7 protein-coding genes are annotated in these 13,458 nt (G+C 67.3%); 6 read left to right on the top strand and 1 reads right to left on the bottom strand.

Annotation, left to right across the window (positions count from 1 at the left end):
• The first annotated feature begins 184 nt into the window (after positions 1-184).
• The 6 genes from GGQ99_RS15990 (at position 185) to trxA (ending at position 12,027) form a co-directional block, all read left to right on the top strand.
• Complete coding sequence (locus GGQ99_RS15990) at positions 185-2,734, top strand: sensor histidine kinase (protein WP_183263303.1); 2,550 nt, start codon at positions 185-187, stop codon at positions 2,732-2,734.
• Between the two features lie 5 nt (positions 2,735-2,739).
• The gene (tsaE, locus tag GGQ99_RS15985; protein WP_183263302.1) at positions 2,740-4,251 is read left to right on the top strand and encodes a tRNA (adenosine(37)-N6)-threonylcarbamoyltransferase complex ATPase subunit type 1 TsaE; all 1,512 of its coding nucleotides are present in this window, start codon (positions 2,740-2,742) and stop codon (positions 4,249-4,251) included.
• A 26-nt stretch (positions 4,252-4,277) separates the two neighbouring features.
• The gene (locus GGQ99_RS15980; RefSeq protein ID WP_183263485.1) at positions 4,278-4,982 is read left to right on the top strand and encodes a nucleotidyltransferase family protein; all 705 of its coding nucleotides are present in this window, start codon (positions 4,278-4,280) and stop codon (positions 4,980-4,982) included.
• Positions 4,979-8,104 (top strand): double-strand break repair protein AddB, encoded by a 3,126-nt coding sequence (addB, locus tag GGQ99_RS15975; RefSeq protein WP_183263301.1) that lies wholly within the window; start codon positions 4,979-4,981, stop codon positions 8,102-8,104. Before GGQ99_RS15980 ends, addB begins: the two co-directional genes overlap by 4 nt.
• Positions 8,101-11,631, top strand: coding sequence for a double-strand break repair helicase AddA (addA, locus tag GGQ99_RS15970; protein ID WP_183263300.1), 3,531 nt, complete (start codon positions 8,101-8,103; stop codon positions 11,629-11,631). Before addB ends, addA begins: the two co-directional genes overlap by 4 nt.
• A gap of 75 nt (positions 11,632-11,706) precedes the next feature.
• Positions 11,707-12,027: a thioredoxin gene (gene trxA / locus GGQ99_RS15965; RefSeq protein WP_108606125.1), complete on the top strand. Its 321-nt coding sequence runs from the start codon at positions 11,707-11,709 to the stop codon at positions 12,025-12,027.
• 66 nt (positions 12,028-12,093) lie between these two features.
• Here trxA and GGQ99_RS15960 read toward each other — a convergent pair whose 3' ends face one another.
• Complete coding sequence (locus GGQ99_RS15960; RefSeq protein ID WP_108606124.1) at positions 12,094-13,425, bottom strand: bifunctional folylpolyglutamate synthase/dihydrofolate synthase; 1,332 nt, start codon at positions 13,423-13,425, stop codon at positions 12,094-12,096.
• Positions 13,426-13,458 lie beyond the last annotated feature (33 nt).

The following is a 13,458-nucleotide window of genomic DNA, read 5'->3' as shown; positions in this document are numbered from 1 at the left end:
TACATACAACATATTGAAGCCGGGCGATTGACTTTCGCCCGGTTTCTTTTTTGCGCGAACGCCTTCTTCACGGCGATTCGCCTAACGGCTATTGTGGCGTGATTCGCCACGCGCCCGTTCTCGGCGGAACTTTTTGGGGCGCTTCAAGGCGGTCTTGCAGTCAGGCGGCGGAGAGGAACAACACATGCCGGGGGAATACCCGCTTTCAGCGGGACAGGCCGTTTCCGGCGGCCGACAGGATTCGCAGATGCCCCTTCCAGGCGGTATGTGGCAGGCCGTGCGCCGGCTCGGCAGCCGTTCTGCCGCAGTCATGCTTGGCGCCACGGCGCTCTGCACGCCTTTCGGATATGCCCATGCCCAGCAGGCCGCCGCCGTCGGCCTGCCCGTCAGCACGGCCGAAGTCATCCAACTCGCCGTGCTCGTCGGCGTCATGGGAGCGGCGCTCATTTCCGCCATTGCGCTGATCCGCGAGAAGGTACGCATCGCCGCCGAGAACGTCGAGCTGCGCGGCCGCGTCGCCGACCTCAATGCATCGCTGCAGCGTTCGGAGGCCCTGCTCAACCTGCGCGACCAGCGCGTCATCATCTGGGCCAACGAGAACAAGAAGCCGGAGCTGATCGGTTCGCTGCCGATCGAAACAGGCGCGCCGGACGAGCGCGCCGCCTTCCTCGGTTTCGGTCGCTGGCTGATGCCGCGTTCGGCCGCAGCGCTCGAAAATGCCATTGCCGCGTTGCGTGACAAAGGCACTGCCTTCGAACTGGTGGCGGAGACCCATGCCGGTGCGGTCCTCGAAGTCCACGGCCGCAAGAGCGGCGCCCACGTCATCGTCCGCTTTGTCTCGATCTCCGAGGCCCAGCGCGGCCAGGCGCGGCTGACGCTCGACAACCAGCGCCTCAGCGCCGAATACGAAACGCTTGTCGGCCTGATGGACGCCGTCGACATGCCGTTCTGGATGCGCGATTCCGATGGCCGGCTGAAATGGGTCAACAAGGCCTTCGCCAGGGCCGTCGAAGCAGCCGATTCCGCCGCAGCCATCCGCGACGGCAAGGAGTTCCTGGGCACGCAATCGCGCGAAGCGATCGTCCAGCAGCACCTGTCGCGTCCCGTATTCCAGCAGACACTGTCGACCGTCATCGACGGCGACCGTCGCATGTTCGCCGTGACCGACGTTGTCGGCAGGGAAGGTTCGGCCGGCATCGCCACCGACATGAGCGCGGCCGATGCCATCCGCGAAGAGTACAGCCGGGTCGTGCGCAGCCACGCCGACACGCTCGACCAGGTGGCGACCGCCGTTGCCACTTTCGACGCCAGCCAGAAGCTGCGTTTCCACAACAATGCTTTCCAGAAGCTCTGGGAACTCGACGCCGGCTATCTCTCCAGCGCACCCGACAATGCGCTTTTGCTCGACCGCCTGCGCAGCGAACGCAAGCTGCCGGAGCAGCCGGAATGGCGGCGCTGGAAGGAGAGCCTGCTCGGCGCATATCGCGCCGTCGAGCCGCAGGAGCATCTTTGGCATCTGCCCGACGGCCGCACCATCCGCGTCGTCGCCAATCCCCAGCCCAAGGGCGGCGTCACCTGGGTGTTCGAAAACCTGACCGAGAAGATCGACCTCGAAAGCCGCTACACCACGGCGGTGCGTGTCCAGGGTGAAACCCTCGACAATCTCGCCGAAGGCGTCGTCGTTTTCGGCCCCGACGGCCGCATCCGCCTGTTCAATCCGGCCTTCGGCCAGCTCTGGGGTGTGTCGCCCGAGGCCCTCCGGCAGAGCACGCATATTTCGGCGATCCGCGCTGAATGCGACATGCGTGCCGAAGAGAGCCCATGGGCCGATTTCGTCGCCGCCGTCACCGGCTTCGACGAGCGTAGCGACCGCCATGGCCAGACCGAACTCAAGAACGGTTCGGTGCTCCAGCACGCCGTAATCCACCTGCCCAACGGCCAGGTGATGCTGACCTTTGTCGACGTCACCGACGGCGTCAACATGGAGCGCGCGCTCAAGGACAAGAACGAGGCGCTTCAGCGTGCCGACCAGATCAAGAACGAGTTCGTCCAGCACGTTTCGTATGAGCTGCGCTCGCCGCTGACCAACATCATCGGCTTCACCGAGCTTTTGTCGCTGCCCGGTACCGGCCCGCTGTCACAGCGCCAGCGCGAATATGTCGAGCACATCGGTTCGTCCTCGGGCGTGCTTTTGACCATCGTCAATGACATCCTCGATCTCGCAACCGTCGATGCCGGCATCATGCAGCTCGAAATCGCCGAGGTGCGTATCGACCGCGCCATCGAGGCTGCCGCCGAACTTATCGCCGACCGCCTGGAAGAGCACTCGATCAGCCTCGCCATAGATACCGCCAGCGCGCCGAAGAGCTTCAATGGCGACGAGACGCGCGTGCGCCAGATCCTCTACAACCTGCTCAGCAATGCGGTGAACTACGCGCCGTCCGCGAGCACCATCACGCTGGCCTGCCGCCAGCGCGCCGAGGGCGTGGAATTCTCCGTCCATGACGACGGACCGGGCATGCCGTCGGAGGTTCTCGACACGATGTTCCAGCGCTTCGAATCCCGCGTCAACGGCGGCCGCAAGCGTGGTGCCGGCCTTGGCCTGTCCATCGTCAAAAGCTTCGTCGAGCTGCATGGCGGCACCGTCCGCATCGACAGCGGCAAGGACCGTGGCACCACGGTCGTCTGCCTGTTCCCCGATGCGCCAGCCGGCGTGCGGGTGGCGGCGGAGTAGGCTTCATGGCGGCCAGATCGCTGGAGCGATTCTTGCCCGACGAGGCCGCAACCACGCGGCTGGGCGAAGATCTTGCCATGGCGGTCAAGCCGGGCGACGTGTTGCTGCTCGACGGCGACCTCGGCGCTGGCAAGTCGACGCTGGCGCGTGGCCTGATCCGGGCGCTGGCGGGTGATCCCTGGCATGAAGTGCCGAGCCCGACCTTCACCCTGGTCCAGAGCTACGACACGCCTGTCCCCGTCCATCATTTCGACCTCTACCGTCTGTCTTCTTCCGAGGAGCTCCAGGAACTCGGCTTCGATGAAGCCGTCGCCTCGGGTGTGGCTCTGGTGGAGTGGCCGGAGCGCGCCGCCGACGCGATGACCGCTGCCAGCCTGCGGCTCGCTATCGAGCACGAGGGCGATGGCCGCCGCATCATCATCTCGGGCGATGGCCCGGCCTTCGACCGCGTCGCCCGATCGCTCGCCATGCGAGATTTCCTCATCTCAGCCGATTTTGGCGAGGCGCGCCGCGCCCGCTTCACCGGCGACGCCTCGGCGCGGGGCTACGAAACCGTCAGCCCGGAAGGCCGGGCATCACTGGTGCTGATGAACTCGCCAAGGCTGGTACTCGGTCCACCCGTCCGCGACGGCAAGCCCTATGCCGAGATCGCGCACACCGCGCAGACGGTTGCTGCCTTCGTCGCCATCGACCGGGCGCTTGCAGCGGGCGGCGTCACCGTGCCCGGCATCGTCGCACAGGATCTCGACCAGGGCTTTCTGCTGCTCGAACATCTCGGCACCGGTGCTTTCCTCGACCCCGAGGGCAAGCCCATCGCCGAGCGCTATGCCGCGGCGGCTGAACTGCTGGCGATGATTCACGGGAAACACTGGGACGCCCGGCTCGAAGCTGCGCCCGGCGTCGTTCACCAGGTTCCTCCCTTTGACCGCGATGCGATGATGATCGAGGTCGACCTGCTGGTCGACTGGTATGTGCCGGCCGTCACCGGAGCGCCCGCATCCGACACGCTGCGCGACGGCTATCATGCCGCCTGGAACGCCGTCTTCGACCGCCTCGCCGACAAGCAGTACGGGCTGGTGCTGCGCGACTACCACTCGCCCAACATCATCTGGCGCGCAGACAAGAAGGGTTTCGACAGGCTCGGCATCGTCGACTTCCAGGACGCGCTGATCGGCCCGGTCGCCTATGACGTCGCCTCGCTCGCCATGGACGCGCGCGTCACCGTGTCACCCGGGATCGAGCACGACACGGTCAACGCCTATGTCGCCGCCCGCCACGCCGCCGGCAGCTTCGATGAGGCCGCCTTCCGCGAGTCCTATGCCATCATGGCGGCGCAGCGGAATTCGAAGATCCTCGGCATCTTTGTCCGCCTCGACCGCCGCGACGGCAAGCCGCAATATCTCAGGCACCTGCCGCGCATCCGCGACTATCTTCACCGGGCGCTGGCGCATCCGGCATTGGCCGAACTGCGCGACTTCTACCGCGACAACCGCCTGCTCGAGGAATTTGACACGTGAGTGGAGCGAAGATCCCGTCAGTCGCCATGGTTCTCGCAGCCGGTCTCGGCAAGCGCATGCGGCCGATCACCGAGACGATGCCGAAACCGCTGGTGGAGATATCTGGCAAGACCCTGCTCGACTGGGGCCTCGACAGCCTGGCTGTAGCAGGCGTCGAACGGGCCGTGGTCAACGTCCACTATCTGCCCGACCAAATCGTCGCGCATGTCGCGAACCGCAAGCAGCCGCATGTGCTCATCTCCGACGAACACGACGGCCTGCTGGATTCCGCCGGCGGAATCGTCAAGGCGCTGCCCGAGCTGGGCACAGCTCCGTTCTACATCGTCAATGCCGACACCTTCTGGATTGATGAGGGCGCGCCTAACCTTGCCCGCCTCGCCCTTGCCTGGGACGATGCGCGCATGGATATTCTGATCATGCTCGCGGCTCTCCCTCAGGCGACCGGCCATTCCGGCGGCACCGATTTCCTCGTCGCGTCCGACGGCCGGCTGAGCCGTGCCAAGGGTGCGCCCGAGGGGCTGATCTATGCCGGTGCTGCCATCATCCATCCCCGCATCTTTGAAGGCGCGACCGCCACCCCAGCCTCGCTCAACCGCTATTTCGACCAGGCGATATCGGCCGGGCGCCTGTTCGGCATGCAGATGCAGGGCAGCTGGATCACGGTCGGCACCCCCGATGCCATCGCGCCCGCCGAAGCCGTGGTGAAAAGGGCATTGGCGGGAGCGCAATGAGCGGCCGCGCGTCGCCACGCGTCCTTTCCATCCCGCCCGGCGCTCCCTTCCTGCCGACGCTGGCGGCATCCCTGCTCGACGGCACCCTGATCCCCGACTTCCGCTTCGACGGCGACCCGCTGGCACTGGCCGACGTCACCATCTACGTGCCGACGCGCCGTGCCGCGCGGGCGTTGCGTGGGGTCTTCGTCGACGCCGCCGGCGGCCGCTCGGCCATCCTGCCTGTCATCAAGCCGCTTGGCGAGTTCGACGAGGACGAGGCTGCCTTCGAGGCCGAGGGCGGAGCCGCGCTCGACCTGGCACCGCCGATTTCGTCCATTGACCGCCTGCTGACGCTCGCGCCGCTGGTGCGCGCCTGGAAGCGCCGCCTGCCCGCCCATGTCGCCGCCCTGTTCGAGGAGGAGGTTGTGGTGCCGGCTTCCGCCGCCGACGCTATCTGGCTGGCGCGCGATCTCTCTGGCCTGATGGACGAGATCGAGACCGAAGGTTCCGACTGGGCCAAGCTCGCCGGCCTTGTCTCGGGCGAACTCTCCGGCTGGTGGCAGGTCACGCTCGATTTCCTGTCCATCGTCACTTCGGTCTGGCCCGACCTGCTCGCCGAGCGCGACCAGTCCAACCCCGCCGCCCACCGCAGCGCCCTGATCCGGCTCGAGGCCGAGCGCCTCAGGCGCAACCCGCCGGCAGGTCCGGTCATCGCCGCCGGTTCCACAGGCTCGATTCCGGCCACCGCCGAGCTTTTGGCGGCGATTGCGCGCCTGCCGCGCGGTGCCGTCGTGCTTCCGGGGCTCGATGCCGCGCTCGACGAGGTCGCCTACGATGCGATCACCGCGCCCGACCTCCGCGCTTCGGTGCTCGGCCACCCGCAATACGGCCTGGCCAAGCTGATCGGTAAGATCGGCATCCTGCGCCGCGACGTCGAAGAACTGGGTGTCCCGTCGCCGGCGCTGGTGCGCCGCGCTGCAATCGTCGGCGAAGCGCTGCGCCCGGCCGAAACCACCGACGCCTGGGCCGAAAAGCGCGGCAGCGTCAGCGATGCCGAAATCGCCGACGCACTCGCCGGGGTCACTCTGCTCGAAGCAGCCCACGAGCGCGACGAGGCTGCGGCGATTGCCATCGCGTTGCGCGAGGCGGTCGCACAGGAAGGCCATCGCGCCGCCCTCGTCACTTCCGACCGCAACCTCGCTCGCCGCGTTGCCGCCGAACTGCGTCGCTTCGGCATCCAAGCCGACGATTCCGGCGGCGTGCCGCTGGCCAACACCCCGCCGGCCGCCCTGTTGCGTACCATGGTCGAGGCGGCCATCCGCCCCGGCGATCCCGTCGCCGTGCTGTCGCTGCTCAAGCACCCGCTGCTGCGGCTCGGGCTAGAGCGCCACGTCGTCAGGCGGGCCGCCGAGACCATCGAGCTGGTGGTGCTGCGTGGCGGCGTCGGCCGACCCGATGTCGCCCGGCTCGCCGAAGATTTCGACGCGCGCCTCACCGGCATCGGCGATGCGTCGCGCAAGCCTTTCTGGTTCGACCGCATCAACGCCCGGCGCATCGAGGAGGCGCGCGACGTTGCGGTCAGGCTGGTCGCCGCAGTTGCGCCGCTCGCCGCCCTTCGTGGCGACGAGGCCATCGAGCTCGGCATGGTCGTGCGCGCCACCGTCGAGGCGTTCGAAAATCTCGGCCGAGACGAGCTTGGCGGACTGGCAACCCTCTATGACGGCGATGCCGGCGCCAAGCTGGCGGAATCGCTGCGCGGGCTGGTCTCGGCCCAGGCGAGCTTCAGCTTCGCCGTAGCCGAATGGCCAGACGTGCTCGACGCGCTCGTCGCCCCCGACGCGGTCAAGCCGTCGCAAGGTGCCGACCGGGCCATCTCGATCTGGGGTGCGCTCGAGGCGCGCCTGCAGACGGTCGACACGCTGGTCATCGGCGCGCTCAACGAGGGCAGCTGGCCGCGCAAGGCCGAGGCCGACCGCTTCATGTCACGCGTCATGAAGACGGGCATCGATCTCGAACCGCCGGAGCGCCGCATCGGCCTCGCCGCCCACGATTTCCAGATGGCGATGGGCGCCAGGAACGTGGTGCTGTCGCGCTCGGCCCGCTCGGGCGATGCACCTGCAGTGCCGTCGCGCTGGCTGCAGCGCCTGCTGACCTATGTCGGCCCCGACCACGCCGCCGTGCTGCGCAAGCGTGGTGCTACGCTGCTCGGCTGGGCGCGCCAGCTCGACGCCGGCGAGAAGACCGACTTCGCCGCCCGCCCGGACCCCAAGCCGCCCGTCGCGGTGCGGCCGCGCCGCTTCTCGGTCACCGAGATCGAGACGCTGCGCCGTGATCCCTATGCGGTCTATGCGCGCCGCATCCTGAGGCTGATGCCGGTCGACCCGCTGGTTCGCGATCCCGGTGCCGCCGAGCGCGGCACGCTGTTCCATGACATCTTGCACCTGTTTTCGGCAACGGTGGGCGATCCGCGCGCACCGCAGGCGCTCGACGTGCTCATCGCCGCCGGTCGCCACTGCTTTGCCGAGGCTGCCTTGCCCGCCGATGTCGAGGCGGTCTGGTGGCCGCGCTTCGAGCGCATGGCCGAAGGCATCCTCGAATGGGAGCGCAGCCGCGCGGCCGCCGTCGCCAGCCGCCATGCTGAAGAAAGTGCTTCCGCCACCGAGGTCGGCCGGACCGGCGTCACGCTGTCCGGCCGCGCCGACCGCATCGACCTGCTCGCCGGCGGCATGGCCGACATCATCGACTACAAGACCGGCTCGTCGCCGTCCAAGGCGCAGGCCCACACACTGATCGCGCCGCAGCTGGCGCTCGAAGGCGCCCTGCTTCGGCGTGGCGCCTTCCGCGAACTCGGCAAGCGCGAACCGTCGCAGCTCGCCTTCGTCCGTCTGAAGCCCAATGGCGAGGTGTTCGAGGAATCGATCCTCGAACACAACCGCAAGCCCAAGTCGGCGGCGGAGCTTTCGGAAGAGGCCTGGACGCGGCTGGAGCAGCTGCTCCAGCATTACGACGATCCCGCCACCGGCTATCTCTCGCGCGCACTGCCCTTCCGCGAGGGCGAAACCGACGGCGACTACGACCATCTCGCCCGTGTCCTCGAATGGTCGGCTGGCGGCGACGGCGGCTCGGAGGGCGAAGAATGAAGAAGAAGTTCTTCGTTCCCCAGGAAACGGCAGATCGCCAGGCGCGCGCCTCCGATCCCGGCAACTCCGTCTGGGTGTCGGCCAATGCCGGCTCGGGCAAGACCCACGTGCTGTCGCAGCGCGTCATGCGGCTGCTGCTGCGCGGCACAGACCCGTCGAAGATCCTGTGTTTGACCTATACGCGCGCCGCCGCCGCCAACATGTCGAACCGCGTCTTCGCCAATCTGTCCGAGTGGACCATGCTGCCCGACGTAGAGCTGGCCGAGCGCATCACCGCCCTCGACGGCGCGCGGCCTGACCGGGCCATGCTGCGCCGGGCGCGCCGCCTCTTCGCCGAGGCGCTGGAAACGCCGGGCGGCCTCAAGATCCAGACCATCCACGCCTTCTGCGAGTCGGTGCTGCACCAGTTCCCGCTCGAGGCCAACATCGCCGCCCATTTCGAGATGCTCGATCCGCAGATGGAGGCGACGCTGTTCGCCACCGCGCGGCGCGAGATGGTGACGGGCGGCGCGGCCAATCCCGAACTCGCCGAAGCCTTCGCCATGGTGCTGGAACGCGGCGGCGAGGCCGGCCTCGATGCGCTGCTTTCCGAGATCGTCGCCAAGCGCGACGGCCTGCGCGCCTTCATCGGCCAGATCATGGATTTTGCCAGGCCGTTCGGAGCGCTCTACGAAGAGTTCGGCTTTGCACAGGGCGACAGCGCCGAAGCCATAGCCAGCTCGATCTGGCCGCTGCCCGGCTTCGAGCCCGCCTTCTTCAACGCCTTTGCCGCGGCGGCCGACGCCACCGACGCGCGCAGCGTGCTCAACAACATCCTGCCCCATGCCAGGCTGGCCTATGCCGAGCCCGACCCGATCCGGCGTCTCGCTCTTCTGGCCGATGGCTTTCTCAAGGCCGATGGCGATCCCTACACGCAGAGCGCCTTCAAGAAGGCGCTGCTCGACCGTCTGCCCGACCTGCCCGAGCGTTACCAGGCGACTTCGGATGCGATCATGCACGCCTCCGACCGACTCGCCCATTTCCGCATGCTGGAGGCGACGCGCGCCGCACTCACCATCGCCGACTGGCTGATCGCCCGCTACGAGCGGCTGAAGACGGGCCGTGGCTTCCTCGACTTCAACGACCTCATCACCCGCACGGTCAACCTGCTCGCCCGCCCCGATGCCGGACCCTGGGTCCAGTACAAGCTCGACAAGGGCATCGACCATATCCTGCTTGACGAGGCCCAGGACACCAGCCCCGACCAGTGGGAGGTGGTGAAGCGCCTGGCCGAGGAATTCTTCGCCGGCTCCGGCGCGCGCGACCATGTCCACCGCACTGTTTTCGCCGTCGGCGACGAGAAGCAGTCGATCTACTCGTTCCAGGGCGCGGCACCCGAATCCTTCGACGATTCGAAGCACGAATTCGCCACCCGTATCCGGGCCGCCGAGGCACGCTTCGAGGATGTCACGCTGACCTGGTCGTTCCGTTCCACCGACGACGTGCTGTCAGCCGTCGACCGCGTGTTCGAGGATCCGACTGTGCGTCGCGGCGTCACCCGCGCGCCGGCGCCGCCGAGCCACAAGGCCATCCGCGCCGGCGCCCCCGGCTATGTCGAGGTCTGGCCTTCTGTCGGCACCGATGTGGTCGACGAGCCTGACGACTGGCGCAAGCCCATCGACCATGCCCACGCGCCCGCCGTGGTGGTGGCCGAGCAGGTGGCGGCGACGATCCGCAAATGGCTCGACGACGGCGAGATCGTCGAAGGCACCGGCAAGCGGCTGCGCGCCGGCGACGTCATGGTGCTGGTGCGCAAGCGCGACCGCTTCGTCCATGCGCTCTCCCGCGCCCTCAAGCGCCGCGACATCCCCGTCGCCGGTGCCGACCGGCTCAGCCTGCCCGGCCACATCGCGGTCAAGGATCTGATTGCGCTCGGCCGTTTCCTCATCCAGCCCGAGGACGATCTGTCCCTCGCCGCCGTGCTGCGCAGCCCCATCTTTGGCTTCTCCGAGGAGGCGCTGTTTGCGCTCGCTTCGGGCCGCCCCGGCAGCCGTTCGCTGGTTGCCTCGCTGCGCACTGCGGCCGAAACGGATGCGGTGCTGAAATCGGTCGCCGAACAGCTCGATGTCTGGGCCAACGAAGCCGCGTTCCGGCCGGTCTTCGAGTTCTATTCAGGCGTTCTCTCGGGCGGCCGCGATCGCGACGGCGTGCGCAAGAAGATGATCTCGCGCCTCGGCCAGGAAGCCGGCGACATTCTCGACGAGTTCCTCAACTTCTGCCTGGCGGAAGAGCGCACCGGCCTGCCCGGGCTCGAAGCCTTCCTGTCGACGCTGGAAAACGCCGGCCCCGAGATCAAGCGCGAGATGGACCAGACCCGCGACGAGGTCCGCATCATGACGGCGCACGCCGCCAAGGGGCTGGAGGCGACTGTGGTGTTCCTCGTCGACAGCGGCTCGGCGCCGTTCAGTGACCAGCACCTGCCACGGCTCATGCCGTTCCTGCCGAAGGCCAGGCACTGGCACGGCAAGGGTTACCTCTGGCGCGCCGGCGCCGATGTCGCCAACGCCTTCTCCAAGGGTGCTGCCTTGACCGCCCGCGAACTGGCCGACGACGAGTATCGCCGCCTGCTCTATGTCGGCATGACCCGCGCCGAGGATCGCCTCATCGTCTGCGGCTATCATGGCAAGCGCGCGCCGGGCGGCAACACCTGGCATTCGATCGTCTCGCGGGCACTTTCGGCCGCACCCGAGAGCGAACTGCGCGACCATCCCGTCGTCGCCGATCTCAAGGTCCATCGTTTCCGCGTAACGCCCTTGTCGGGTGCGCCAGAAATAGCGCCTGAGCGCGAGGCAGCCGGGTTGGCCGCCCCGGCGCCGCTGCCGGGCAGCCTGTTCGACCGGCCGCCACCCCTGGAGGACCTGCCGCGGCCGCTGTCGCCGTCGGGTGCTTCCGCGCTGATCGAGGAAATCGAGGAGCCTGTCATCTCGGGCCGCTCGCCGGTGCTGGATGCCGATAGCGAGCCTGCCTTTGCCATTGCCCGCGGCTCGGCGCTGCACCGGCTGCTGCAGATGCTGCCGCGTCTCGATCCTTCGGAGCGGCGCCAGGCCGCCGAACGCTATCTCGCCCGTGCCGGCAGGGACTGGGACGAAGTGCAGCGAAGCTCCGCTCTCGCCTCGGTGTTCTCCGTTCTCGAGGACCATGATTTCGAACTGCTGTTTGCACCCGCCTCGCGTGCCGAAGTGGCGGTCATGGGCAGTCTCGATGTGCGTGGAAAGCCACGCTCGGTGTCAGGCAAGATCGACCGGCTGGCGGTCACCGATGACGAGGTCTTGATCGTCGACTACAAGACCAACGCCTCGCCGCCGGCCTCGCTCGACGAAGTACCCCATGCCTATGTCGTGCAGCTTGCGCTCTACCGGGCGCTGCTCCAGCCGCTCTATCCCGGCAAGGCCGTTTCGGCCGCCTTGCTGTTCACCGAGGCGCCGCGGCTGATCCCGTTGCCCCCTGCTGCCATGGACGCCGCCCTTGTTCGACTCACCCAAGCGTGACACAACGGGTGCTTGACCAAGGGTCCGCGCACTACCACATATGGCGCGACAGCTAACCGCAAGAGGATCGGCATCATGGCCACCGTCAAGATCGACAACAGCAATTTCAAGACCGGCGTGCTCGAGGCCAAGGAGCCCGTCGTGGTCGATTTCTGGGCCGAATGGTGCGGTCCCTGCAAGATGATCGGTCCGTCGCTGGAAGAGATTTCCAACGAGCTCGCCGGCAAGGTGAAGATCACCAAGGTCAACATCGACGAGAATCCCGAGATCGCCGCCCAGTTCGGCGTGCGCTCGATCCCGACGCTGATGATCTTCAAGGATGGCGAAGTGGCCGACATCAAGGTTGGCGCCGCCCCCAAGACCGCCCTTTCGCACTGGATCGCCGGCAACGTCTGAGCCGAGCCAGTCTGGATACAAAAAAGCCCGGCACTGCCGGGCTTTTTTTGTTGGTCAGTCGATGGCTCAGGTCGGCGGCGTGCCGTTCGCGGCCAACACCTCGCCGACGAGATAGAGCGAGCCGCCGATCAGGATGCGTGGCGCCGGCTCGTTCTCGTTCCAGGTATCGCGCAACAGCATCAGCGCGTTGGCGACCGAGCTCACCGGTTCGGCCGAAAGCCCGGCTTCGGTAGCACGCACCGCCAGTTCCTCATTGGGCACGCCGCTTTCGCTCATCGTCACCGGCACGGTGTAGACATGGCGCGCCATGCCGTGGAACGGACGGAAATAGCCGGCCTGGTCCTTGGTGTTGATCATGCCGGAGATCAGGAAAAGCGGCCGCGGGGACTTCTCTTCCTGCTCGGCAAGCGCTTCGGCGATCACGGTGCCGGCGCCGGGATTGTGGCCGCCGTCGATCCAGACTTCAGCTCCTTTCGGAGCCAGCTCGGTCAGCGCGCCCTGTGGCATGCGTTGCATCCGCCCCGGCCACGCCACCGACGTCATCGCCTTGTCGATGGCACGTTCGGTGAGGGGGAAGCCTGCTGCCTTGACCGCGGCAATGGCCGCAGCGGCGTTGGCAAACTGGTGGCGCCCCGGCAGCCGTGGCGGCGAAAGGTCCATCAGCCCGCTCTCGTCCTGGTAGACCATGCGGCCGTTTTCCTCGAAGGCGACGAAGTCCTGGCCGTAGACCTCGAGCGGGCAGTTCAGCCGCTCGGCGGTGTCGATCAGCACCTGCTGTGCCGCTTCGGTTTCCTGGGCGCCGATGACGACCGGGCAGCCGCGCTTGATGATGCCGGCCTTTTCGGCGGCGATCAGCTCGACCTTGTCGCCGAGATAGGCCTCGTGATCCATAGACACCGGCATGATGACCGAGCACGCCGGCCGCTTGATGACGTTGGTCGCGTCGAAGCGCCCGCCGAGCCCTACCTCAATGATGCAGACGTCGGCCGGATGTTCGGAAAACAGGACGAAGGTGACGGCGGTGAGGATCTCGAAGACGGTGATCTTCTCGCCGCGATTGGCTTCGCCGACGCGCCGGACCGCATCGGCCAGCACGTCGTCGGCGACAAGCTTGCCGCCGCCGGGTGCGGCGAGGCGATAGCGCTCGTGCCAGTTCACCAGATGCGGCGAGGTGTGGACATGGACCAGCCGGCCGGAGGCCTCGAGCAGCGCGCGTGAAAACGCGGCGGTCGAGCCCTTGCCGTTGGTGCCGGCGATATGGATCACCGGCGGCATGTGGTCCTGCGGATTGCCGAGGCGTTCGAGCAGCCGCGTGATACGGTCGAGCGAAAGGTCGAAACCCTTCGGATGCAGCGCCAAAAGGCGCTCGATTTCGAGATCGGCTTCGAGCGTGGTCATGGCAAATCCCCCGGGGCCAAGGGCCGTGTCTGT

Origin of the sequence: Aminobacter niigataensis, from assembly GCF_014200015.1 — a bacterium.
GTDB classification, from domain to species: Bacteria; Pseudomonadota; Alphaproteobacteria; order Rhizobiales; family Rhizobiaceae; genus Aminobacter; species Aminobacter niigataensis.
The sequence above is the reverse complement of the archived record's forward strand: the minus strand, read 5'-3'. Positions and strand labels throughout refer to the sequence as shown.

Coding starts and splice junctions, on each gene's coding strand:
- addA (WP_183263300.1), top strand. CDS start 8,101: ATGAAGAAGAAGTTCTTCGTTCCCCAGGAAACGGCAGATCGCCAGGCG.
- GGQ99_RS15980 (WP_183263485.1), top strand. CDS start 4,278: ATGGTTCTCGCAGCCGGTCTCGGCAAGCGCATGCGGCCGATCACCGAG.
- GGQ99_RS15990 (WP_183263303.1), top strand. CDS start 185: ATGCCGGGGGAATACCCGCTTTCAGCGGGACAGGCCGTTTCCGGCGGC.
- GGQ99_RS15960 (WP_108606124.1), bottom strand. CDS start 13,425: ATGACCACGCTCGAAGCCGATCTCGAAATCGAGCGCCTTTTGGCGCTG.
- tsaE (WP_183263302.1), top strand. CDS start 2,740: ATGGCGGCCAGATCGCTGGAGCGATTCTTGCCCGACGAGGCCGCAACC.
- addB (WP_183263301.1), top strand. CDS start 4,979: ATGAGCGGCCGCGCGTCGCCACGCGTCCTTTCCATCCCGCCCGGCGCT.
- trxA (WP_108606125.1), top strand. CDS start 11,707: ATGGCCACCGTCAAGATCGACAACAGCAATTTCAAGACCGGCGTGCTC.